This is a genomic window from Kitasatospora sp. NPDC059646 (assembly GCF_042734615.1).
GTDB lineage: Bacteria > Actinomycetota > Actinomycetes > Streptomycetales > Streptomycetaceae > Kitasatospora.
This window is the reverse complement of record NZ_JBHWDS010000005.1, coordinates 72,798-95,497: the sequence shown is the minus strand read 5'-3', so window position 1 is coordinate 95,497 and position 22,700 is coordinate 72,798. Positions and strand designations below refer to the sequence as shown.

21 protein-coding genes are annotated in these 22,700 nt (G+C 74.9%); 9 read left to right on the top strand and 12 right to left on the bottom strand.

The genetic code is table 11. The features are described 5' to 3' along the window. Positions 1-46 precede the first annotated feature (46 nt). The 7 genes from ACFV1L_RS05005 to ACFV1L_RS04975 all read left to right on the top strand — a co-directional run bounded on the left by ACFV1L_RS05005 (position 47) and on the right by ACFV1L_RS04975 (position 8,253). Positions 47-1,666: a class I adenylate-forming enzyme family protein gene (locus ACFV1L_RS05005; protein WP_380362962.1), complete on the top strand. Its 1,620-nt coding sequence runs from the start codon at positions 47-49 to the stop codon at positions 1,664-1,666. Next, on the top strand, positions 1,663-2,928 hold the full coding sequence (locus ACFV1L_RS05000) for a beta-ketoacyl-[acyl-carrier-protein] synthase family protein (protein ID WP_380362960.1): 1,266 nt from the start codon (positions 1,663-1,665) through the stop codon (positions 2,926-2,928). Before ACFV1L_RS05005 ends, ACFV1L_RS05000 begins: the two co-directional genes overlap by 4 nt. A gap of 54 nt (positions 2,929-2,982) precedes the next feature. Further along, positions 2,983-3,975, top strand: coding sequence for a 4-hydroxyphenylpyruvate dioxygenase (gene hppD / locus ACFV1L_RS04995; RefSeq protein WP_380362959.1), 993 nt, complete (start codon positions 2,983-2,985; stop codon positions 3,973-3,975). Positions 3,976-4,010: 35 nt separating this feature from the next. Next, the gene (locus tag ACFV1L_RS04990) at positions 4,011-4,925 is read left to right on the top strand and encodes a phytanoyl-CoA dioxygenase family protein (protein ID WP_380362957.1); all 915 of its coding nucleotides are present in this window, start codon (positions 4,011-4,013) and stop codon (positions 4,923-4,925) included. Positions 4,926-4,966: 41 nt separating this feature from the next. After that, the gene (locus tag ACFV1L_RS04985) at positions 4,967-5,908 is read left to right on the top strand and encodes a thiamine pyrophosphate-dependent dehydrogenase E1 component subunit alpha (protein ID WP_380363137.1); all 942 of its coding nucleotides are present in this window, start codon (positions 4,967-4,969) and stop codon (positions 5,906-5,908) included. After that, the gene (locus ACFV1L_RS04980) at positions 5,905-6,864 is read left to right on the top strand and encodes an alpha-ketoacid dehydrogenase subunit beta (protein ID WP_380362956.1); all 960 of its coding nucleotides are present in this window, start codon (positions 5,905-5,907) and stop codon (positions 6,862-6,864) included. The genes ACFV1L_RS04985 and ACFV1L_RS04980 overlap by 4 nt, the downstream gene beginning before the upstream one ends. Before the next feature lie 156 nt (positions 6,865-7,020). Then, entirely contained in the window at positions 7,021-8,253 is a 1,233-nt protein-coding gene (locus ACFV1L_RS04975; protein WP_380362954.1) for a type III PLP-dependent enzyme, read from the top strand. Between the two features lie 70 nt (positions 8,254-8,323). On the opposite strand, the gene ACFV1L_RS04970 is transcribed toward ACFV1L_RS04975, so the two are convergent. The 5 genes from ACFV1L_RS04970 to ACFV1L_RS04950 are packed head-to-tail and all read right to left on the bottom strand — an operon-like array spanning position 8,324 to position 13,565. Beyond that, on the bottom strand, positions 8,324-9,133 hold the full coding sequence (locus tag ACFV1L_RS04970; RefSeq protein WP_380362952.1) for an ABC transporter ATP-binding protein: 810 nt from the start codon (positions 9,131-9,133) through the stop codon (positions 8,324-8,326). Continuing rightward, on the bottom strand, positions 9,130-10,101 hold the full coding sequence (locus ACFV1L_RS04965) for an ABC transporter ATP-binding protein (RefSeq protein ID WP_380362950.1): 972 nt from the start codon (positions 10,099-10,101) through the stop codon (positions 9,130-9,132). Before ACFV1L_RS04965 ends, ACFV1L_RS04970 begins: the two co-directional genes overlap by 4 nt. Position 10,102: 1 nt before the next feature. Next, positions 10,103-10,969 carry an ABC transporter permease gene (locus tag ACFV1L_RS04960; RefSeq protein WP_380362949.1) on the bottom strand — a complete coding sequence of 289 codons (867 nt, stop codon included), beginning with the start codon at positions 10,967-10,969 and terminating at the stop codon, positions 10,103-10,105. Beyond that, entirely contained in the window at positions 10,966-11,919 is a 954-nt protein-coding gene (locus tag ACFV1L_RS04955) for an ABC transporter permease (protein ID WP_380363135.1), read from the bottom strand. The genes ACFV1L_RS04960 and ACFV1L_RS04955 overlap by 4 nt, the downstream gene beginning before the upstream one ends. Beyond that, complete coding sequence (locus tag ACFV1L_RS04950) at positions 11,919-13,565, bottom strand: ABC transporter substrate-binding protein (protein ID WP_380362947.1); 1,647 nt, start codon at positions 13,563-13,565, stop codon at positions 11,919-11,921. The genes ACFV1L_RS04955 and ACFV1L_RS04950 overlap by 1 nt, the downstream gene beginning before the upstream one ends. Positions 13,566-13,739: 174 nt before the next feature. Here ACFV1L_RS04950 and ACFV1L_RS04945 point away from each other — a divergent pair, with 174 nt between their 5' ends. After that, a complete protein-coding gene (locus ACFV1L_RS04945; protein WP_380362946.1) occupies positions 13,740-14,792 on the top strand; it encodes a LacI family DNA-binding transcriptional regulator in 1,053 nt (350 codons plus the stop codon). Between the two features lie 64 nt (positions 14,793-14,856). Here ACFV1L_RS04945 and ACFV1L_RS04940 read toward each other — a convergent pair whose 3' ends face one another. From ACFV1L_RS04940 to ACFV1L_RS04910, 7 genes are all read right to left on the bottom strand, one after another. Next, a complete protein-coding gene (locus ACFV1L_RS04940; RefSeq protein WP_380362945.1) occupies positions 14,857-15,828 on the bottom strand; it encodes a Gfo/Idh/MocA family oxidoreductase in 972 nt (323 codons plus the stop codon). Position 15,829: 1 nt separating this feature from the next. Next, the gene (ligA, locus tag ACFV1L_RS04935; protein WP_380362943.1) at positions 15,830-17,137 is read right to left on the bottom strand and encodes a protocatechuate 4,5-dioxygenase subunit alpha; all 1,308 of its coding nucleotides are present in this window, start codon (positions 17,135-17,137) and stop codon (positions 15,830-15,832) included. A 25-nt stretch (positions 17,138-17,162) separates the two neighbouring features. Further along, positions 17,163-18,080: an amidohydrolase family protein gene (locus tag ACFV1L_RS04930; RefSeq protein ID WP_380362941.1), complete on the bottom strand. Its 918-nt coding sequence runs from the start codon at positions 18,078-18,080 to the stop codon at positions 17,163-17,165. Then, positions 18,077-18,772: a 4-carboxy-4-hydroxy-2-oxoadipate aldolase/oxaloacetate decarboxylase gene (gene ligK, locus ACFV1L_RS04925; RefSeq protein WP_380362939.1), complete on the bottom strand. Its 696-nt coding sequence runs from the start codon at positions 18,770-18,772 to the stop codon at positions 18,077-18,079. Before ligK ends, ACFV1L_RS04930 begins: the two co-directional genes overlap by 4 nt. Before the next feature lie 18 nt (positions 18,773-18,790). Then, positions 18,791-19,816, bottom strand: coding sequence for an amidohydrolase family protein (locus tag ACFV1L_RS04920; RefSeq protein WP_380362937.1), 1,026 nt, complete (start codon positions 19,814-19,816; stop codon positions 18,791-18,793). A 24-nt stretch (positions 19,817-19,840) separates the two neighbouring features. Continuing rightward, positions 19,841-21,052 carry a 4-hydroxybenzoate 3-monooxygenase gene (locus ACFV1L_RS04915; protein ID WP_380362935.1) on the bottom strand — a complete coding sequence of 404 codons (1,212 nt, stop codon included), beginning with the start codon at positions 21,050-21,052 and terminating at the stop codon, positions 19,841-19,843. A gap of 103 nt (positions 21,053-21,155) precedes the next feature. Next, complete coding sequence (locus ACFV1L_RS04910; protein WP_380362933.1) at positions 21,156-21,923, bottom strand: IclR family transcriptional regulator; 768 nt, start codon at positions 21,921-21,923, stop codon at positions 21,156-21,158. 77 nt (positions 21,924-22,000) lie between these two features. Between ACFV1L_RS04910 and ACFV1L_RS04905 the strand changes: the two genes are divergently transcribed. Next, the gene (locus tag ACFV1L_RS04905; protein WP_380362932.1) at positions 22,001-22,699 is read left to right on the top strand and encodes a substrate-binding domain-containing protein; all 699 of its coding nucleotides are present in this window, start codon (positions 22,001-22,003) and stop codon (positions 22,697-22,699) included. The last annotated feature ends 1 nt before the right edge of the window (position 22,700 follow it).

The window sequence follows — 22,700 nt, the reverse complement described above, 5'->3', positions numbered from 1 at the left end:
CCGCACCGCACCCGCACGGCCAGCACCGTGGGAGGGATCCATCACCGTGAGCATCCGCAGCATCCGCAGCCTCCTGGCGAACGACCCGGACGTCGGCGCCGGGAACGTGCTGACCCGCAGGGTCGCCCTGGGCCTCGGTCTCGACGCCCCGCTGCTGACCTTCGACACCGCGGTCGACGGGCACACCGCCGGGGAGGCGCTGACCCTGCGTCAGGTCGACCGCGCCGTCCGGGCCCGGGCCGCCGCCCTGCACGCCCTCGGCGTCCGCCGCCGGGACCCGGTCGCGGTGTACGCGAGCGCCGCCGCCGACCAGGTGCTGTCCTTCCTGGCGCTGGCCCGGCTCGGCGCGATCCCGGCGCTGCTCAACCCCGGGGTGGAGGGGGAGCGCGCGGCCCGCTACATCGCCCGCCTCGGCGCCGTCGGCATCCTCGCCGACCCCGCGCACCGGACCGAACTGGCCGGCCACGACCCGGCCGCCCCGGTGCTCGCCGACGCCGCCGACCTCGGCGCCGGCGACCCGGACGCGGCGCCCGAGCCGTACCGGCACGCCGCGGACGACCCGGTGGCGATCACCCACTCCTCCGGCACCACCGGGATGCCCAAGGCCGTGGTGCACTCGCACGCCAGCCTGTACGCGTCGATCCGGCACCGCGCCGCGCTGCCCCGCCCGCAGGGCATCGACCGGGTGCTCAGCGCGCTGCCCGCCGCGCACGCCGCCACCCTGATCGCGGTCAACCTGGCGCTCAGCTTCGACGCCCAACTGCACCTGCTGTCGGGCCAGTCGGGCCCGGCGGTACTGGACGCGATCGAGCGCTGGCGGCCGCTCGCCGTGTTCGGCTTCGCCACCACCTGGGCCGACCTGGCCCGGCACGACCTCGCCGCCCGCGACCTGTCCTCGGTCGGCCTGTGGTGGAACACCGGCGACTGCGCGCACGAGGCGCACATCCGCCGCCTGATCGCCCGGGGCTCGCGCGAGACCGTCACCCGCGAGGGCCGCGGCCGGCTGCCGGGCTCGGTGTTCGTCGACGGCCTGGGCTCGACCGAGATGGGCCACTCGCACTTCCACCTCACCCACGCCCCCGGCACCGAGAAGTACGGCCGCTGCGTGGGCCGTCCGCACACCTTCGTCGACTGCGAGGTGGTCGGCCCGGACGGCGAGCCGCTCGGCCCCGGCGAGGTCGGCGAACTCGCCACCGCCTCCCCGACGCTGGCCCCCGGCTACTGGAACGACTCGGTCACCACCTACCGCACCCGGCTGCGCGGCCGCTTCCTCACCGGCGACCTGGTGTACCGCGACGAGGAGGGCTACTACTACCACGTCGACCGGCTGGTCGACGCGGTCGACCTCGGCGGCGGCCGGCGGCTGTACACCGCGATGTCCGAGGAGCGGGTGCTGGCCGACGTCCCCGACGTGCTGGACTGCACGGTCGTCGCGGTGAAGGACGGCGACCGGGTCGTCACCGACGTGCTGCTCCTGCTCGCGGACGGCGCCGACCCGGCCGCCGACCGCACCGCGGCGGTGCTCGCCGCGCTCGACGAGCACACCGCCGCCACCGTCCGCTCGGTCCTGGCGGTCGGCGCGGACGACCTTCCGCTCGGCCCGACCGGCAAGGTCCGCAAGGTGCTGCTGCGCGAGCGCCACCTCGCCGCGGTGGCCGCCCGATGACCGGGACCGCGCGGCGGCCGGGCGCCGTCGTCACCGGCATCGGCCTGGTCACCCCGCTGGGCCGCAAGCCCGGCGAGGTCTTCGAGGCGCTGACCGCCGGGATCGGCGGCATCACCGCCGTCCCGGAGGACCACGTCGCGCACGGCTGGCTGCCCGCCGCCGGGATCGCCCCGCACCTCGACGGCCGGGAGGTGCTGCCGCCGACCGAGACCCGCTGCGTCGACCGCTTCGTGCTGCTGGCGATGGCCGCAGCGGACGACGCGCTGGCCGACGCCGGGCTGGTGGTCGGACGCGACGCCGACGCCCGCCGCACCGCCGTGGTGCTCGGCACCGGCGGCGGCGGCCTGGAGACCTACGAGCAGCAGGCCCACCGCCGCCGGGAGCGCGGCCGACCCGGCGTCAGCCCGTACCTGCTGCCCGGGATGCTGTCCAACATGGCGACCGCCCGGATCGCGATCAAGCACGGCATCCGGGGCTTCAGCACCGCGATCGTGACGGCCTGCGCGGCCGGCGCCCAGGCGGTGGCCGAGGGCCTGCGGCTGATCCGGGCCGGCGACGCGGACGTGGTGGTGTGCGGCGGAACGGACGCCTCACTGCACCCGACCATCGTCTCCGCCTTCACCAACGCCCGTGCACTGGCCCAGGGCTGGGACGATCCGGCGCAGGCCTCCCGGCCGTTCGACACCCGCCGCAACGGCTTCGTGCTGGGCGACGGCAGCGCCGTCCTGGTCCTGGAGAGCGTCGAGCACGCCGCCGCCCGGGGTGCGGCCGGGTACGCCGAACTGCTCGGCTGGGGCTCCAGCACCGACGCGCACCACCCGACCGTGCCCCGCCCCGACGGCGCGGGCGCCGCCGACGCGATGCGCGCCGCCCTGGCCAACGCCGGCCTGGCCCCGTCCGACATCGGCTACGTCAACGCGCACGGCACCGGCACCAGGCTCGGCGACCGCGCCGAAGCGGCCGCGCTGAACGCCGTGTTCGGCGAGCACCGGCCCGCCGTCAGCTCCACCAAGGGCGCCACCGGCCACCTGCTGGGCGCGGCCGGGGCGGTGGAGGCCGCCGTGACCGCGCTGGCCGTGGCCCGCGGTCTGCTGCCGCCCACCCTCAACCTGGACGAGCCGGACCCGGCCTGCGACCTGGACCACGTCCGCGGCGCCGCCCGCCCGGCCGTCCTGCGGGCCGCGCTGAGCAACGCCTTCGCGTTCGGCGGCCACAACACCAGCCTCGTCCTCGGGCCGACGCCCACCCGCACCGCCAAGTAGCCGGCCGCCGCGGCCCGGCCCCTCCGCTCTCCACTCCGCTTGCAGGGAGTCCAGTTGTCGATCCAGACGATCACCCATGTCGAGTACCGCTGCGCGGACGCCGCGCAGACCGCCGCAGAGCTGCAGGCCGGCTTCGGCTTCCGCCGCGACGCCGAACAGCCGGCCTGGCGGCCCGGGGTGCAGGCCGTCCACCTCCGCCAGGGCGCCGTCCGGCTGCGGCTGCACTCCAGCGGGATCACCGACCACCCGGTGGCCCGCTGGGTCGAGCGGCACGGCGACGGCGTCGCCGTGCTGGCGCTCGGCTGCCCCGACCCCCGGGCCGCGCTGGACCGGGCCGCCCGGCACGGCGCCGAAGTCCTGGACGGCGACGGCGCGTTGATCGCCGGGTTCGGCGACACCGCGCTGCGCTTCGTCCCGCTGCCGGACGACGCCCCGGAGCCGGCCGGCGGCGAACTGCTGGACGCCCTCGACCACGTCGCGATCTGCGTGCCCGCCGGGCAGCTGGCGGAGGCCGTCCGGTTCTGCGAGGCCGCGCTCGGCATGCACCGGATCTTCGGCGAGTACATCGCGGTCGGCGAGCAGGCGATGGACTCCGGCGTGGTGCAGAGCCCGTCCGGGGACGTCACCTTCACCCTGATCGAGCCGGACACCGGCCGCCGGGCCGGCCAGATCGACACCTTCCTCGCCGACCACGGCGGCGCGGGCGTCCAGCACCTGGCGCTGCGCACCGCCGACATCGCCACCGCCGTCCGCACCGCCCGCTCCCGCGGCGTCGAGTTCCTGTCCACCCCCGGCGCCTACTACGACGGCCTGGCCGAACGGCTCGGCGACACCGCGATCCCGGTCGGGACGCTGCGCGAACTCGACGTGCTGGTCGACCAGGACCACGGCGGCCAGCTGTTCCAGATCTTCGCCCGCTCCACCCACCCCCGGCGGACCTTCTTCCTGGAACTGATCGAGCGCCAGGGCGCGGGCACCTTCGGCACCGCCAACATCAAGGCGCTCTACGAGGCCGTCGAGCGCCAGCGCGCCGCCGCCTCCGTCTGACCACCCCGACCGCCGACCCGAGGAGGCACCACCCCGTGGCCACCGCACCCGAGTTCGTCCTGACCCCGGCCGAGACCGCCCTGCTGCCCACGCCCGAGGAGGTGGCCGGCTACCGCGAGCACGGCTGGTACCTCTCCCGGAAGCTGTTCACCGACCAGGAGATCGACGCCCTGCAAGCCGCCACCGACGACTACTACGAGGGCCGGCGCGACCGCGCCCTCGCCGTCCGGCCGCCGAACCTGGCCGCCTGGGAGCCCGCGCACGGGCCGGTCCAGCGGCACAACGACTACGTGCACCACGAGAGCGACGCGATCGGCGCGATCCTGCGCAAGCCGCTGATCGGCGCCGTCGCCGCGGTGCTCGCCGGGGCCGAGGAGATCCGGATCTTCCAGTCCACCCTGATCCTCAAGCCGCCGGTGCCCGAGGAGCCCACCAACCAGGTGCCCTGGCACTTCGACAAGCACTACTGGCACACCTCCACCTCGGAACGGATGCTGACCGCCTTCGTCCCGTTCCACGACTGCGGGGTGGAGAACGGCACCATCACCATGGTCGACGGCAGCAACCGCTGGGAGGAACTGCCCTCCGAGGAGGACGCCACCCGGCACTTCGCCCACCGCGACCGCACCGAACTGGAGTCGATCCTCGCCGCCAACGCCGCCCACAACGGCGCCGAGGTGCGCAAGGTCCCCGTCGTCATCCCGCGCGGCCACGTCAGCTTCCACCACTGCCGCACCTACCACGGCAGCGGCGCCAACCTGGCCGACTTCCCGCGCCGGGCGATCTCGCTGCACCTGCAGGACGGCGCCAACGAGTACCGGCACGCCACCCGCCCGGACGGCACCCCCGCCTCCTACAACCACGACGTGCTGGTCCGCCGCACCGCCGACGGCCGCCCCGACTACGCCGACCCCGAGATCTGCCCGGTGATCTGGCGGGACGCCCGGTGACCGAGCTGCCCGACCTCGGCTCCCCCGCCGGGCGCTACCGGATGCTGCGGCTGATCCGCGGCTTCGAGGAGCTCGCGCTCGGCCTGGTGAAGTCCGGGGCGATCACCGGCGGCATCCACCCGTACATCGGGCAGGAGGCGGTGGCGGTCGGCGTCTGCTCGGCGCTGCGCCCGCAGGACCGGATCACCTCCACCCACCGCGGCCACGGCCACGTCCTCGCCAAGGGCGCGGCCCCCGACCGGCTGCTGGCCGAACTCCTCGGCCGCACCGGCGGGTTGAACCGCGGCCGGGGCGGCTCCATGCACGCCGCCGACCTCTCGCTCGGCATCCTCGGCGCCAACGGCATGGTCGGCGCGGGCGGCGCGATCGCCGTCGGCGCCGCCTGGTCCGCCCGGCAGGCCGGCGAGGACCGGGTCGCCGTCGCGTTCTTCGGCGACGGCGCGCTCAACCAGGGCGTCCTGCTGGAGTCCTTCAACCTGGCCGCGATGTGGCGGCTGCCGGTGCTGTTCGTCTGCGAGAACAACGGCTACGCCACCACGCTGCCGGCCGCCGCCGCGGTGGCCGGCAGCGCCACCGGCCGGGCCGCCGCCTTCGGGATCCCCGCCGCCGAGGTGGACGGGATGGACACCGAGGCCGTCCGCGCGGCGACCGCCGAGGCCGTCGAACGGGCCGCCGCCGGCGGCGGCCCCGGCTTCCTGGAGTGCCACACCTACCGCTTCGAGGGCCACCACACCATGGAACGGCTGATGAAACTGCGCTACCGCACCCCGGAGGAGGTCGCCGCCCGGCGCGCCCTCGACCCGCTGCCGCGCGCCGCCGCGCTCCTGCCGCCCGGCCTCGCCGCGCACCTGGACGCCTCGGTCGCCGAACAGCTCGACGCCGCACAGCGGTTCGCCCTCGCCTCCGAACCCCCGGAGCCGGCCGGGGCGTCGGACCACCTCTACGCCGACGGGCTGCGCCCGAGGGCGGGGGCACGGGCATGAGGCTCTCGTACACCAAGGCGCTCAACCGGGCGCTGACCGACGCCCTCGCGGCGGACCCGGCGGTCTGCGTCTTCGGCGAGGACATCGGCGCCGGCCTGGCCGGCCCCACCCTCAACCTGCTCGACCGGTTCGGCCCCGGCCGGATCGTCGACACGCCGCTCTCCGAGCAGGCCTTCACCTCGATGGCCGTCGGCGCCGCGCTGACCGGACGGCGGCCGGTGGTCGAGTTCCAGATCCCCTCGCTGCTGTTCCTGGTGTTCGAGCAACTCGTCAACCAGGCCCACAAGTTCTCCCTGATGACCGGCGGCCAGGCCGCCGTCCCGCTGACCTGCCTGGTGCCGGGCTCCGGCTCCCGGGACGGCTGGGCCGGCCAGCACTCCGACCACCCGTACAGCCTGTTCGCCCACGCCGGGCTGAAGACCGTCGTCCCCGCCACCCCCGCCGACGCCTACGGGCTGCTGCGGTCGGCGATCGCCGACCCGGACCCGGTGGTCGTGTTCGCCCCCGCCGCCGCCCTGCCGGTCCGCGAGACCGTCACCCGGGAGCTGGCACCGGTCCCGCTCGGCACGGCCCGGATCCACCGCGAGGGCAGCGACGTCACCGTGGTCGCCGTCGGCCACCTGGTGCACGACGCGCTGGCCGTCGCGGAGGAGCTCGCCCCGGAGGTCTCCGTCGAGGTGTTCGACCCGCGCACCCTCCACCCCTTCGACTGGCCCGCCCTGGCCGCCTCGCTGGAACGCACCGGCCGCCTGGTCGTCGTCGACGACTCCAACCGCAGCTGCGGCATCGGCGCCGAGGTCCTCGCCACCGCGGCCGAGGAGATGCGCCTGGTCGCCCCGCCCCGCCGGATCACCCGCCCGGACGGCGCCGTGCTGCCGTTCGCCCGCCCGCTCGACCGCGCCCTGCAACCCCACCGCGACCAGCTGCGCGACGCCGTACGCGCCGTCACGCAGTAGCCCGCACCGCCCCTGCCCGCACGACGCCCGCCCTGGAAGTGACCGCATGCCGACGGACCACCCGTACCGCTCCGAAGCCGCCGCCCCCGCCGGCGGCGCCCGGCCGGCCCCGCGTCCGGGCCCGGCGAGGACCCGGCCCGACCAGGGCCCGGCCCGTTGAACCGGACAGCCGGAGCCCGCTCCCTCAGCCCCGCGCTGCACTCCGCCCTGACGGCGTCCGCCGACGACCGGATCTTCTACGACCTGGCCGGCATCGCCCGCCGCTACACCGCCCTGCTGGACGAACTGCCGGGCGTCGCCGTCCGGTTCGCGATGAAGGCCTGCCCGGTGGACGAGGTGCTGGCCGAACTGGCCGCACGGGGAGCCGGCTTCGACGCGGCGGGCCCGGACGAGATCGCCCAGGCGCTGCGCACCGGCGTGCCGCCCGGCCGGGTGCACTACGGCAACACCGTCAAGTCGGACCGGGGCATCGCCGAGGCGTACCGCCTGGGCATCCGGGACTTCGCCACCGACAGCCTCCCGGACGTCGCCGCGATCGCCGAACACGCCCCGCGCTCCCGGGTGTTCTGCCGCCTCGCCACCGACGGCGAGGGCGCACTGTGGGGGCTGAGCCGCAAGTTCGGCTGCTCGCCGGCGGACGCCGTCCGGGTCCTGACGGCCGCCCGGCAGGCCGGCCTGACCCCCGCCGGGCTCTCGGTGCACGTCGGCTCCCAGCAGTTGACGTCCAAGGCCTGGACGGTGGCCTTCGACCTGCTCGGCGACGTCCTGGTCGAGCTCCGGCGGCACGGGATCGAACTCGACCACGTCAACCTCGGCGGCGGCCTGCCCGCCCTGGGCTACCTCGACCGGCACGGCGCCGCCCTCGACCCGCCGCTCGGCGAGATCTTCCGGACCGTCCGGCAGGGCATCGCCCGGCTCCGCCGGCTCCACGGCGGCGAACCCGACTTCGTCCTCGAACCCGGCCGCCACCTGGTCGCCGACCAGGGCGCGATCCGGGCCCACGTCTACCGCCTGACGGACCGCCAGCAGCCGGACGGCGAGCGCGAGCACTGGCTCTACCTGAGCTGCGGGAAGTTCAACGGGCTCTACGAGACGGACCAGTTGCAGTACCGGCTGGTCTTCCCGACCCACCCCGGCGCCGACTGCGTCCCGGCCGTGGTGGCGGGCCCCACCTGCGACAGCGACGACGCCTTCCCGCACGGGTACGGGAGCGGCCGCGTCGCCGTGCCCCGGGCCGTCGCCTCCGGCGACCCGGTGTGGATCCTCTCCAGCGGCGCGTACGCGGTCAGCTACCTCACCCGGGGCTTCAACGGCTTCGCGCCGCTGCCCTGCACGGTGCTCCCGGCCGCCGGCCGGCTCCCGGACCGGCCGGCGGCCACGGAGTTCTGACGCCCGGCCGGGCCGCGGCGGGCGGCCGTGCCCCTCCCCCATGTGCAGGGGCGCGGCCGGCGGGCCCGGCTCAGCCGAGGGTCCGGCGGCCCTCGGCGATCCGGCCCGGGTCCCATCCCCGCTGGGGGACGGAGTCCAGCAGCAGCCGGGTGTAGGGGTGCTGCGGTGCGGTGAGCACCCGGACCGTCGGGCCGGCCTCGACCACCCGGCCGCCCCGCAGCACCGCGACCTCCTCGGTCAGGTGCCGGACCACCGCGAGGTCGTGGCTGACGAAGAGGAAGGCGACCCCGGACCTGCGGCGGATTCCGGCGAGCAGGTCCAGGATCTGCGCCTGGATCGACACGTCGAGCGCGGCCACCGCCTCGTCCAGGATCAGCACCTTCGGCTCGGCGGCCAACGCCCGGGCGATGGCCACGCGTTGGCGCTGGCCGCCGGAGAGCCGGCGGGGCAGTGCGGCGGCCTCGCGCTCGCCGAGGCCGACCTGGTCGAGGAGTTCGGCGACCCGGTGGCGGCGGCCGGCCCGGTCGAGCGCGGAGTGCAGCCGCAGCACCTCGTCGACGGACGCGCCGATCGGGATCCGCGGGTCGAGCGACAAGTACGGGTCCTGGAAGACCAGTTGGATACCGCGGGCGCGCTCCAGCCGGCCGGCGCGCCCGCGCGGCCGCAGCGAGCGGTCCACCCCGTCCAGGTGGACGGTTCCGCCGTCGGCGCTCTCCAGTCCGACGAGCATCCGGGCGGTGGTGGTCTTGCCGCAGCCGGACTCCCCGACGATCCCGAGCGAGCCGCCGGGGGGCAGGGTGAAGGAGACCCCGTCCACCACGGTGCGGCCGCCGAAGCCCTTGCGGAGTCCCTCGACCACCAGGCCGGTCGGCTCGGTCATGCCAGGATCCCTTCGTCGGCGCGCAGACAGGCGGCGAGACCGTCGCCGGACGGGCGGAGCGCGGGCGCCTCGGCCGAGCAGCGCGGCTCGGCGAAGGCGCAGCGCGCGGCGAACGCGCAGCCGGGCGGCGTCTCGGCGAGCGAGAGCGGCCGGCCCGGGATCGGCCTGGGCGGTGGGGCGTCCGGGTCGATCCGCGGGGTGCAGGCGAGCAGTCCGGCGGTGTAGGGGTGGCGCGGGCGGGCGAAGAGTTCGTCGGTGGCGCGGGTCTCGACGATCCGCCCGGCGTACATGACGTGGATCCGGTCGCAGACGGCGGCGGCGAGTTCCAGGTCGTGGGTGACGAACAGCAGTCCGGTGCCGCGCTCCGCCTGGAGCCGGGTGAGGATGGCGATGACCTCCGCCTGGGTGGTGACGTCCAGGGCGGTGGTGGGTTCGTCGGCGATCAGCAGGTCGGGTTCGCCGGCGAGTGCGGCGGCGATGACCACGCGCTGCAGCATGCCGCCGGAGAACTCGTGCGGGTGGCGGCGCAGGGCGGCCCCGGGGTCCTGGATGCCGACGGCTCCGAGGAGTTCGACCGCCCGGGCGGTGGCGAGGGCGGCGGGGACGCCGGCGGCGCGCAGGCCCTCGGTGAGGAAGTCGCCGATCCGGTGCAGCGGGTTGACGGCGGCGCGCGGGTCCTGGAACACCATGGCGACCCGGCGGGCCCGGAGTTCGCGCAGTGCGGCGCGGTCGGCGGTGAGCACGTCGCGGCCGCGGACCCGGACCTGTCCCTCGGTGCGGGCGCCGGCGGGCAGCAGGCCGAGGACGCTGCGGCAGGCGACGGACTTGCCGGACCCGGACTCGCCGACCAGGCCGACCGTCTCCCCGTCCGCGACGCTCAGCGAGACGCCGTCCAGGACGGGCCGGGCGGCGCGGTCGGCGGGCAGCCGGACGCCGAGGCCGTCGATCTCCAACAGGGGTGGGTTCATCTCAGCGCTCCCGTCGCGCGAGCCGGTCGGCGACGCCCTCGCCGACGATGCCGAAGGCCACCACGGCCAGCACGATGCAGGCCGAGGGCGCGAGGGCGGGCAGCATGGCGCCCTGCTGGAGCGCCGACTCGCCTTCGTTGATCATCGCGCCCCAGTCCGCGGCGGGCGGCTGCACGCCGAAGCCGAGGAAGGAGAGCGCCGCGAGGTCCATCAGGGCGTAGCCGAAGTTGATCGCCGACTGCGCGAGCACGGTCGGCGCGATGTTGGGCAGCAGGTGCCGGACGCAGACGGTCCAGCCGGACCAGCCCTGCACCCGGTAGGACTCCAGGTAGGGCCGGGCCTTCTCCTGCCGGGCGAGCCCCCGCACCAGGCGGCCGACGTACGGGGTGTAGGCCACGGCCATGGCGATCACGGGGGCGGTCGGGCCGGGGCCGCTGACGGCCACGAACATGATCGCCACCAGCAGGCCGGGGACGGAGAACACCAGGTCCAGCAGGCGGGACAGCAGGGCGTCCACCCAGCCGCCGCGCCAGCCCGCCACCGTGCCGAGCAGCAGGCCGGCCGCCGTGGAGAGGCCGACCACCAGCAGCGGGCCGAGCAGCCCGGTGCGGGCGCCGTACAGCAGCCGGGAGAACACGTCCCGCCCGGACTGGTCGGTGCCGAGCAGGTGGTCGGCGCTGCTGCCGAGCAGCGAGGAGCGCAGGTCCAGCGCCTCCGGGTCGTACGGGGCGATCAGCGGCGCCAGCGCGGCGAGCAGGACGAGCGCGCCGAGCAGCAGGACGGCGGCGGTGAACAGCGGGCCGTTGCCGAGCCGGCGGAGCCGGCGCAGCAGCGGGCGGCGCACCGGCTGGACGAGTGCGGTGCTCATGCGGCGCCTCCCCGGGCCAGGGACACCCGCGGGTCGATCAGCGGGCCGAGCAGGTCGACCGCGAGGTTGACCAGGACGAAGCCGAGCACGGTCAGCAGGGTGACCGCCTGGACGACGGGGAAGTCCTTGGCCGTCACGGACTGCACCAGCAGTTGGCCGACGCCGGTCACGTTGAACGCCGTCTCCACGATCGAGGTGCTGACGAGCAGTCCGGCCAGGGTCGTCCCGCCGACGGTGACGATCGGACCGAGGGCGCCGCGCAGCACGTGCCGGCGGATCACGGTGCGTTCCGGGACGCCCCGCGAGCGGGCCACGTCGACGTGCTCGCGGGCGAGTTCGTCGAGCATCGCCGAGCGGGTCACCCGGGCGAGCAGCCCGGCGAGGGTGACGGAGAGGGCGACGGCGGGCAGGGTCAGCTGGTGGAGCCGGCCGCCCAGTCCGCTGCCGGTGGCGCCGGGGCCGGGGAACCAGCCGAGCTGGACGGCGAACAGCGAGACCAGGGCGATCGCGGTGACGAACGGCGGGGTGGCGGTGGCCACGCCGGTGCCGATCAGCACCGCCCGGTCGAGGAGGCCGGGGCGCAGCGTGGCGAGGATGCCGGTCAGCACGCCGCCGGCGCAGACCAGGACGGCCGCGTAGCCGATCAGCAGGGCGGTGCCGGGCAGCCGGGAGGCGATCAGCGGGCCGACGTCCTGGCGGAACTGCACCGAGCGGCCGAAGTCGCCGTGCAGCACGTTGCCGAGCCACTCCAGGTACTGCACGAGGAACGGGTCGTCCAGGTGGTACTGGGCGGCGATCGCGGCCCTGGCCTCGGCACTGGCCGGGTGGCCCTTGAGCAGGAAGGAGACCGGGTCCCCGGGGGCGAGGTGGACGGCGCTGAAGACCAGGAAGGAGGTCACCAGCAGCACCGCCGCCAGCCCGAGGAGCCGGCCGAGCAGGTAACGGGCCATCAGCGGGCGGAGCCGATGGTCGCGGCCCACGGGTAGTAGAGCTGGGCGATGCCGGCGGGGGCGCCGGTCACCCTGCTGCCGAGGAAGACGGAGAACGGCGCCTCGTACAGCGGGATGGTGGGCAGTTCGCGGACGGCGATCTGCTGGAGCCGGGCGGTGAGGTCGGCCCGGGTGGAAGGGTCGGTGGCGGCCACGGCCCGGTCGTAGAGGGCGTCGAACTCGGGGTTCGACCAGTTCGCGTAGTTGCCGAAGTCGCCGGTGTGCAGGGACTGGTAGAACTCCAGCGGGTCCGGGGTGTTGTCGTAGCCGTTGGTGACCACCAGGTCGATGCCGGCCCGGGCGGCCGGGTCGGTGAACAGCGCCGAGTAGGCGTCCGGGGAGACCGGGCGGAGTTCGACGTCGAGGCCGATCTGCTTGCCGGCGGCCTGGACGGCGTTGCCGACGACGCTGATCTCGGGGGCCAGCGAGCTGGTGGCCATCACCACCTTCCGGCCCGTCGCGCCCGCCTCCTGGACCAGCTTGCGGGCGCCGTCCACGTCGTGGACCGGGGCGGGCAGGGCGGCGTAGTAGCCGGCCGTGCGGTCCGGCACGAGGGCCCAGGCCCCTTGCGCCGCGGGCGCCTTGGCGGGCACGCCGATGCCGCCGGCGGCGGACTTGATGATGCCGTCGCGGTCCAGGGCCATGGACAGCGCCCGACGGACCTTCAGGTCGCCGAGGGCGCCCTTGAGGTCGAGCACGGCGAGGTCGGCGGCGGCGGTGTTGGGGCCGAACCAGACCTTGCCCCGGGCGGAGCCCTGGAGCTGGCCGAGGGAGCTGGACGGCACCATGTAGCCGCCGTCCACGGCGCCGGAGAGCCAGCCGTTGGCGCGGGCGGCGGCGTCCGGGATGAACACGAACTTCACGCTGTCGGCCTTCGGGGCGAGGGAGCCGTCCCAGTAGGCCGGGTTCTTCTTCAGGGTGATGCTCTCGCCCTGGGCCCAGGTGTCGAGCGCGTAGGGGCCGGTGCAGTCGATGCCGCCCCGGGGGCTGCCGTAGTCCTTGCCGGCCTTGGCGAGGTAGGCGGCGCTCTCGACGGTGCCGGGCGAGGCGGCGAGCAGTTCGTCGAGCAGGACGTCGGGCTTGGTGAGCCTGATGGTCACTTCGAGCGGGCCGGTCGCGGTGATCGAGGCGACGTTCTTGAAGGCGCTGGCCCAGGAGGAGCCGGTGGCCGGGTCCATCTGCCGGGTGAGCGAGGCGACCACGTCGTCGGCGGTCATCGTCCCGCCGTCGTGGAACGTGACGCCCTCGCGCAGGGTGTAGACCCAGGTCAGCGGGTCGGGGTTGGCGGACTTCACGGCGAGCGCCGGTTCGATCTTCAAGTCCGGTGTGACGCGGAAGAGTTGCTCGCAGACGTTGGCCAGCACGGTGTTCGGCGGGTAGTCGTAGGCGAGGGCGTGGTCGAGGGACTGCGGTTCGGCGTACAGCGACCAGGTGAACGAGGGCAGCGGGCCCTTGGCCGCCGGTGTGAGGGCGGTGACCTGGTCGGCGCCGGCGGTCGCGCCGTGCCGGGCGGTGGCGCCGGAGCAGGCGGTCGCGGCCGTGGCGAGCAGGAGCACTCCGGAGGCGAGCAGGGTGGCGGTTCTGGGGCGGCGCGGAAGAGGGCGCACGGCGAAGCCCACCCCTTTCTGGGTCGTGGGGGCTGGGAGTTGCAGTGGAGTATTGATGCGGGAACGTTCCCGCACAAGCCCTTGCGGGAACGATTTTTCAAAGGTCGCGCCCACTGTCCGGAATACCGCCGCGACTGCTGACGGACGCCCGTCCGACCTGGCAGCATTCCGCCCATGAGCGACAGCCCGCGCAGCGGCGAACCGGCCGCCACCCCCCGGATCCGCCTGGTCGACGTGGCCCGCGAGGCCGGCCTCTCCAAGACCACCGTCTCCGCCGCGCTCAACGGCACCGGCCGGATGTCCGGCGCCGTGCGCGAACGCGCCCGCGAGGCCGCCCGCCGGCTGGGCTACCGGCCCAACGCCACCGCCCGGCTGCTGCGGGCCGGCCACGCCCGGCTGATCGGCTACGCCGTCGGCGAGTTCGCCGACGACACCGGCTCGTACATGTCCTCCCCGTACTTCACCCAGCTCACCAACGCCACCGCCGCCGCGGCCCTGCAGCACGGCTACGCCCTCGTCCTGCTGCCCTCCCGCCGCGCCCCGCAGGAGTGGGCCGACCTGCCGCTCGACGCCGCCATCGTCGCCGACCCGCTGGACGACGACCCGCTGATCGAGGACTTCGTCGCCGCCCGCATCCCGCTGTTCACCGACCGCTCCGTCGAGGGCCGCCCCGGCACCCACTGGGTGGACGTCAACGCCGACGGCGCGGTCCGCGAAGTCCTCGACCACCTGCGGGAACAGGGCGCCCGGCAGACCGCCGTGGTGCTGCCCGGCACCCTCACCCGCTTCCACCGCGCCGTCGCGGACACCTACCGGCTCTGGTGCGCGGAACACGGCGCCGCGCCCCTGCTGGCGACCACCGACGGCCCCGGCGACGGCCCGGTGGTCGCCGCCGTCGAACGGCTGATGGACGGGCCCGGCCCCGACGCCCTGTTCGTCGTCGCCGAGGCCACCCCGCCGCTCGTCCTCGACGCGGTGCGGCGCTCGGGGCGCGACGTCCCCCGCGACCTGCTGCTGGTCTGCGCGAGCGAGGACGCCTCCGCCGAGCACTCCCGCCCGGCCGTCTCCACGCTCAGCCTCCGGCCCGCCGCGGTCGCCGTGAAGGGCATCGAACTGCTGATGGCCGCCCTGGAGAGCGGCAGCCGGGAGCCCACCGGGGCGCTGGTGCCGACCGTGCTGGAGATCCGGGCCTCCTCCGTGCGCGCGGCGCCGGCACCGCCGGCGTAGCGCACCGGGACCGGCCGACGCGCGGCCCGGTCCCAGGGGCTCGGGCGCCCGCCCGTTCGCGCCGTCAGCGCCGGGCGCCGTCGAGCTGCTCCTCCAGGGCGGCCAGCGTCCGGTAGCAGGAGATCACCTGGGCGAGGGAGGAGTTCGGCTCCCGGCCCTCGCGGACGGCGGCGACGAACTCGCGGTCCTGCAGTTCGATGCCGTCCATCGAGACGTCGACGCCGCTCACGTCGATCGGCTCGTCCTTGCCGGTGAACAGGTCGTCGTAGCGCGCCAGGTAGGTGCCGGTGTCGCCGATGTAGCGGAAGAACGTGCCCAGCGGACCGTCGTTGTTGAAGGAGAGCGACAGGGTGCAGATGGCCCCGTTCTCCGCCCGCAGCTGGATCGACATGTCCATCGCGATGCCGAGTTCGGGGTGGACCGGCCCCTGGACCGCGTTGGCCTGCACGATCGGCGAGCCGGTCTGGTACCCGAACAGGTCGACGGTGTGCGCGGCGTGGTGCCACAGCAGGTGGTCGGTCCAGGAGCGCGGCTGCCCCAGGGCGTTGAGGTTGGTGCGGCGGAAGAAGTAGGTCTGCACGTCCATCTGCTGGATCCGGAACTCCCCGGCCCGGATCCGCTGCCGCACCCACTGGTGGCTGGGGTTGAAGCGCCGGGTGTGCCCGGCCATCGCGACCAGCCCGGTGCGCCGCTGCGCGGCCAGGCAGGCCTCGGCGTCGCCGAGCGAGGCGGCCAGCGGGATCTCCACCTGCACGTGCTTGCCCGCCTCCAGGCAGGCCAGCGTCTGCTCGGCGTGCAGCGGCGTGGGCGTGGCGAGGACGACGGCGTCGACGTCGTCCATCGCCAGCACCTCGTCCAGCGACGCGGCGGCCCGGCCGACGCCCTGCTCGGCGGCGAACTTCCGGGCGCTGTCGAGCGAGCTGCTCACCACGGCGGTCACGTCGACGCCCTCGATCCGCCTGAGCGCGGCGGCGTGCTTGGCGCCGAAGGCGCCGCCTCCGGCGAGGGCGATCCGGACGGGTCGGTCGTCGGTCATGTCACTCCTTCACGGCGGGCGCCTCGGCCCGCGGGTGGTTCTCCAGGATCAGGTGCCCGACGGCGGTGTTGGACGCCGGGACGTGGTAGAAGCGGTGCTTGACCTCGGTCTCGCCGCCTCCGTCGATGTCGCTCATCGCCCCGCGGGCGATCAGCCACATGACCAGCTCGATGCCCTCCGAGCCCGCCTCCTCGACGTACTCCAGGTGCGGCACCCGCGCCAGGGCGGCCGGGTCCTCGACCAGGCGGTCCAGGAAGGCGTTGTCCCACTCACGGTTGATCAGGCCGGCCCGGGGGCCCTGGAGTTGGTGGCTCATGCCGCCGGTCCCCCACACCTGGACCTTCAGCGGCCGGTCGTAGGACTCGACGGCCCGGCGCAGCGCCCGGCCGAGCTCGAAGCACCTGGCGCCCGAGGGCACCGGGTACTGCACCACGTTGACGTGGAGCGGGATCACCTTGCAGGGCCACTCCTCGACGTCGCCGAACATCAGGGACAGCGGGACGGTCAGGCCGTGGTCGACGCTCATCTCGTTGACGAGGGTGAGGTCGAAGTCGTCCTCGATGAGCGAGTGCGCGATGTGCGCGGCGAGCTCGGGGTGGCCCTCGATGCCCGGGACGGGCCGGGGTCCGTAGCCCTCGTCGGCGGTGGGGTAGGACGCGCCGGTGCCGAGCGCGAAGGTGGGGATCACCGACAGGTCGAAGCTGGTGGCGTGGTCGTTGTAGACCAGGAGGACCACGTCCGGGAGGTTCTCCCGGACCCACTGCCGGGAGTACTCGTAGCCGGCGAACAGCGGCTGCCAGTAGGGCTCTTCGGTCTTGCGGTGGTCCATCGCCGCGCCGATCGCCGGCACGTGCGAGGTGAAGACGGCGGCGGTGACGGCGGCGTGCTCGGCCGGCGGCGTGCGGTCGGCGTGGGCCGCTTCGAGGACGGCGTGGTCGATCCGGTTCCCCTCCACCGAGCGGCCGCCGCGGAGCATCATGTCGCGGTACTCCTGCTCGGTCATGCCGGTCATCGAGCCGGCCATCTGCTGGAAGGAGAGTCCCAGCGTGGCGCCCCACTTGGCGAGGAAGTAGATGTTGCCGCCCTCGCGCATCGCGGCGTTGAGGTCGCGGTCGAGCAGCGCCTGCTTCTGCTCCTCGCGCAGCGGCCACGCGTCGAGGTAGCCGCGCTCGTCGGCGAGGTACCGCTCGCGGTTCTCCGCGGTCATCAGCGACATGCAGAACTGGTTGAGGTGGTAGCCCCTGGCGGACTGCTCGGCGTCGAAGATGGTCGTCCCCGGGACCAGTTGGTAGGTCTTGTCCAGCGGCATGGTCGGGCTCCGATCGGATGGTGGGTCAGTCGGCGTCGGGCCAGTACAGGCGCATCGGGTTGTCGACGAGGAGCCGCTGCCGCAGCTCCGGCGTCGGCGCGATGTGCGGGACGAAGTCGACGAGCAGGCCGTCGTCGGGCATGTGGCCGGTGAGGTTCGGGTGCGGCCAGTCGGTGCCCCACAGCACCCGGTCGGGGAACTCCTCGACCACGCGCCGGGCGAACGGGACGACGTCGCGGTAGGCGGCCCGCTCCCCGTCGAGGGCGGGCGGGCCGCTCACCGACAGCCGCTCCGGGCAGGTCGCCTTGCACCAGATGTCGGGCCGGGCCCGCAGGAAGTCCAGGAACGCCTCGAACTCCGGCCCGTGCGGGTCCTGGGCGACGTCGGGCCGGCCCATGTGGTCGACGACCAGCGGCACCGGGATCGAGAGCAGGAACTCGCGCAGGTCGGGGAGGTCGGCGGCCTCGAAGTAGACGACGACGTGCCAGCCGTACGGCCGGATCCGCTCGACGACGTCCCACAGGTCCTGCCGCGGCGCCGCGTCCACCAGCCGCTTGACGAAGTTGAACCGCACGCCGCGCACACCGGCCTCGTGCAGTTCCCGCAGCTGCGCGTCCGCGATCCCGGGGCGCACCGTCGCGACGCCGCGGGCCAGGCCGCCCGAGGCCCGCAGGGCGTCGACCATGGCGCTGTTGTCGGCGCCGTGGCAGGTCGCCTGGACCACGACGGTGCGGGCGAAGCCCAGGTGGTCGCGGAGCGCGAAGAGCTGTTCCGCGGAGGCGTCGCACGGGGTGTACTTGCGCTCGGGGGCGTACGGGAACCGCTCGCCGGGTCCGAAGACGTGGCAGTGGGCGTCGACGGCGCCCGCGGGCAGCCGGAACTCCGGGCGGCTGGGGCCGGCGTACCAGTCCAGCCAGCCGGGGGTCTTCTCGAAGGCCGTCATGCCCGGTCCTCGTAGCGCAGCCCGAGCGCGGCCAGCTTGCCGCGCATGTCGTAGATGTCCAGGCCGAGTTCGCCCGCGCGGAACCGCGCGCGCTTGCCGGCCTCGCCCGCCTCCCGCTCCGCCGCGGCCTCGGCGACCTCGGCGGCCCGCTCGCGCGGCACGACGACGACGCCGTCGCCGTCGGCGACGACCACGTCGCCGGGCCGGACCAGGGCGTTGGCGCAGACCACCGGGACGTTGACGGAGCCGAGGGTGGCCTTGACGGTGCCCCTGGCGTTGACCGCACGGGCGAAGACCGGGAAGTCCATCTCCTCCAGTTCGGCCACGTCGCGCACGCCGCCGTCGATGACCAGGCCCCGGCAGCCGCGGGCGCGGAAGGAGGTGGCGAGCAGTTCGCCGAAGAATCCGTCCTCGCTCTCGGTGGTGCAGGCGGCGACCACGACGTCGCCCTCGCGGACCTGCTCGGCGGCGACGTGCAGCATCCAGTTGTCGCCGGGCTGCAGCAGCACGGTCACGGCCGTGCCGCACAGCCGGGCCTTCGGGTGGGCCGGGCGCAGGTAGGGGCGCATCAGTCCGGCCCGGCCCATGGCCTCGTGGATCGTCGCCACGCCGAACGCGGACAGCGCGGCGACCGCCTCGGGGTCGGCGCGGGTGATCGCCGTGCGGACGACGCCGATCTCGGTGTGCTCCATGCGGTGGTCCTCCTGGGGTCAGCGGCCGGCCGCGGCGAGGCGGGCGGCGAGGCGGGGGTGGACGCGGAGGGCGTTGCCCGAGTAGACGGCGGCCCGCTCCTCGGCGGAGAGGTTCGGCGTGGCGTCGACGTACCGCTTCGTGTCGTCGTAGTGGTGGCCGGTACGCGGGTCGACGGCGCGGACGGCGCCGATCATCTCGCTGGCGAAGAGGATCGAGCGGCTGGGGATCACCCGGGTCAGCAGGTCGATGCCGGGCTGGTGGTAGACGCAGGTGTCGAAGAGGACGTTGTCCAGCAGCGTCTCGGGGTCCGGCCTGCCGAGCGCCGCCGCCAGGCCGCGGAAGCGCCCCCAGTGGTAGGGCACCGCGCCGCCGCCGTGCGGGATCACCAGCCGCAGCGTCGGGAAGTCGGCGAACAGGTCGCCCTGGACCAGCTGCATGAAGGCCGTGGTGTCGGCGTTGAGGTAGTGGGCGCCGGTGGTGTGGAAGGCCGGGTTGCAGGAGGTGCTGACGTGGACCATGGCGGGGACGTCGTACTCGGACAGCGCCTCGTACAACGGGTACCAGCTGCGGTCGGTCAGCGGCGGCGCGGTCCACCTGCCGCCCGACGGATCGGGGTTGAGGTTGACCGACACCGCGCCGAGCTCCTCGACGGCGCGGCGCAGCTCGGGCAGGCAGGTCGCCGGGTCGGCGCCGGGCGACTGCGGGAGCATCGCGCCCATCGCGAACCGGTCGGGGTAGAGGGTGCTGACGCGGTGGACCAGGTCGTTGCAGATCCGCGCCCACGCCGAGGAGACCGCGAAGTCGCCGATGTGGTGGGCCATGAAGCTGGCGCGCGGCGAGAAGATCGTCAGGTCGGCGCCGCGCTCGTCCATCAGCCGCAGCTGGTTGGCCTCGATCGCCTCGCGCAGGTCGTCGTCGGTGATGACCAGGTCGTCGGGGTCGGGCGCGTCGGCGGCGGAGCCGGCCGCCGCCACCTGGCGGTCCCGCCACTGCGCCAACTGCGATGGTGCGGTGGTGAAGTGGCCGTGACAGTCGATGATCATGGGGTTCTCCTGAACGGGTCCGGGTCAGGCCTGGGCGCCGGCGGGCCAGCCGGTGTACTGCTGGGCGAGGAAGGTGCGGCCGGCCCGGGTGGCCACCGCGTTGTCGAGTTCGCCGAGCCGGCGCCGGAGGTCGAACGGGGTGTCGCCGGGCGCGGTGTGCAGCAGGCCGGTCATCCAGTGCGAGAAGTTCTGGGCCCGCCAGATCCGCCGGAGGGCGCGCGGCTGGTAGTCGTCCAGCGCGGCGGATCCCTCGCTGCCGAGCGCCCGCAGCAGGACGCCGGCGAGGACCTTCACGTCGTGCAGCGCCAGGTTCAGCCCGCGGGCCCCGGTCGGCGGCACAGTGTGCGCGGCGTCGCCCGCCAGCGCCATCGAGCCCCAGCGCATCGGCTCCTGGACGAAGGAGCGGAACCGCAGCACGGTCTTCTCCAGGATCGGCCCCTCCTGGAGCCGGAAGCCGTCCTCGCCGGCGACCCGGGCCTGGAGGGTCTCCCAGATGCGGTCGTCCGGCCAGGCGTCCGGGGACTCGTCGGGGTCGCACTGGAAGTACATCCGCTGCACGGTCGCGGTGCGCTGGCTGATCAGCGCGAACCCGTGCTCGGAGTGCGCGTAGACCAGTTCGGGCGCGCTCATCGGCGCCTCGGCCATGATGCCGAACCAGGCGAAGGGGTACTCCTTGCCGTAGCGGGTCCGCCGGTCCTCGGGCACCAGGTCGCGGCACATGCTGCGCGAGCCGTCCGCGCCGACCACGTACCGCGCCCGGGCCTCGTGGCGGGTTCCGTCGGGCGCCGTCCAGCGGACCCGGGGGGCGTCGGTGGCGATGTCCAGGACCTCGGTGTCCCGGATGCCGAAGTGGACGGTGCCGCCGTCGCGCTCCCGGGCGTCGGCCAGGTCGACGAACACGTCGGTCTGCGGGTAGAGCCACACCGACGCGCCGACCAGCTGCTGGAAGTCGATGCGGTACGGCCGCCCGCCGAAGCGGAGTTCGACGCCCTCGTGCTCGTGGCCGTCGAGCAGGATCCGCTCCGAGACGCCGGTCTCGACGAGGTCCCGGGCGGCGTCCGCCTCGAGGATGCCGGCCCGGTGCGTGGACTCGATCTCGGCGCGGGTCCGGGTGTCGATCACGACCGTCCCGACGCCGGCCCGGCCGAGCAGGTGAGCCAGCATCAGACCCGCCGGGCCGGCGCCGACGACGACGACGGGAACCTGGGCGACGGTGTCGACGGGGGCATCGGCCATGGCATCTCCTGGGCGGGGCACGGGATTTCGAACACCCCGAACGCTGGCATCCGCACCCTCGTCCCGTCCCCGGCCTTTCCGCCAGGCGGAAACCGCCGGTCCGTCAGGCCGTCGTCCGGGCCCGCCTGCCGAGCTCCTCGGAGATCCCCTGGACGGCCCTCAGCAGCGGCTCGCGGAGCCCGCGCGCACGGCTCGCGCCGCGCGCCGCGATGACGATCCCGAGCGCGGCGCCCACCGGGCCGGTCCGGCCGATCCGCACCGGCGCGGCCACCGCGGCCGAGCGCTCCGAGAGCTGCCGGTCGCTGACGAAGAGCTGCTCGCGGCGGATCCGGTCCAGCTGCGCCCGCAGCGCCTTCGGGTCGGTGACGGTGTACGGGGTCCAGGCCCGGAGCGGGGATTCGAGGACCTCCTGCTGGATCTCCCGGGGGGCGTGCGCCAGCAGCACCCGGCCCATCCCGGTGGAGCCGATCGGGAACCGGGCGCCGACCATGGTGACCACCTCCACCGACCGGTGCCCCGCGATCCGCTCCACGAAGACCAGCTCGGTGCCCTCGCGCACCGCGAGCTGGACGTTCTCGTGGGTCGCCTCGTAGAGGTCCTGCATGAACGGCAGCGCCGCGTCGCGCAGGATCTGGGTCCGCGGGCACCCGGAGGCGATCTCCCACAGGCGCAGCCCGACGTGCCACGACCCGTCCTCCGCGCGCTCCAGCGCTCCCCATCCCGCCAGCTCGGCGATCACGCGGTGCGTGGTGCTGAGGGCCAGGCCCGTACGCTGAGCGATCTCCGACAGTGTCTGCGACGGGTGTTCACGGTCGAAGGTCGAGAGGACTTCCAGGACCTTTCCGGCCGCCGTGCTCCGGGATGTGCTCATCCGGTCAGTCTCGCAGACCGGCGCCGGGCCGCTTCCGGCCGCGCCGCAACCCGTCTGCCGGAGCCAAGGAGGCGAAAATGGACCAGATTTCCGGGCTGTCCTCGATGGCGACCCGACCGATCCTGGCGGACCTCTCCGAGCACCTGCGGCTGGCCCACGGCCTCCCGGTGCGGTTCGAGTCCGCCGGCGGGGTCGAGGTCGCCCGGCGGGTGCGCGAGGGCGCCGCGGCCGACCTGCTCGTCCTCGCCGAGGGGGCGCTGGCCGCGCTGGCGCGGACGGGGCACGTCCTGGGCGGCACGGTGCGGCCGCTGTGGGTCTCCCAGGTGGTGGCCGCCGTGCCGGAGGGGGCGCCGGTGCCGGCGCTCGACTCGGAGTCCGACCTGCGGGCGGCGCTGCTGTCCGCGCGGGGGATCGCGTACTCGACCGGCCCCAGCGGGACGGCCCTGGTCGAGCTGATCGGCCGGCTGGGCCTGGCCGATCGGCTCGCGGACCGGCTCGTCCAGGCGCCCCCGGGGGTACCCGCCGGCACCCTGCTGGCGTCCGGCCGGGCCGGGTTGGCGTTCCAGCAGCGCAGCGAGCTGGCGGGCCTGCCGGGCGTGCTGGTCGTCGGCCCGCTTCCGGGCGACGCCGCGATCGACTCGGTCTTCGCCGGGGGCGTCCTGGCCGCGTCCGCCCGGCCGGGCCGGGCCGGCGAGGTCCTCGACCTCCTCGGGTCCGGCCCGGCGTCGGAGATCGCCCTGGCCGGGGGCATGCGGGCGGTCGGCCCGCGGGGCTGAC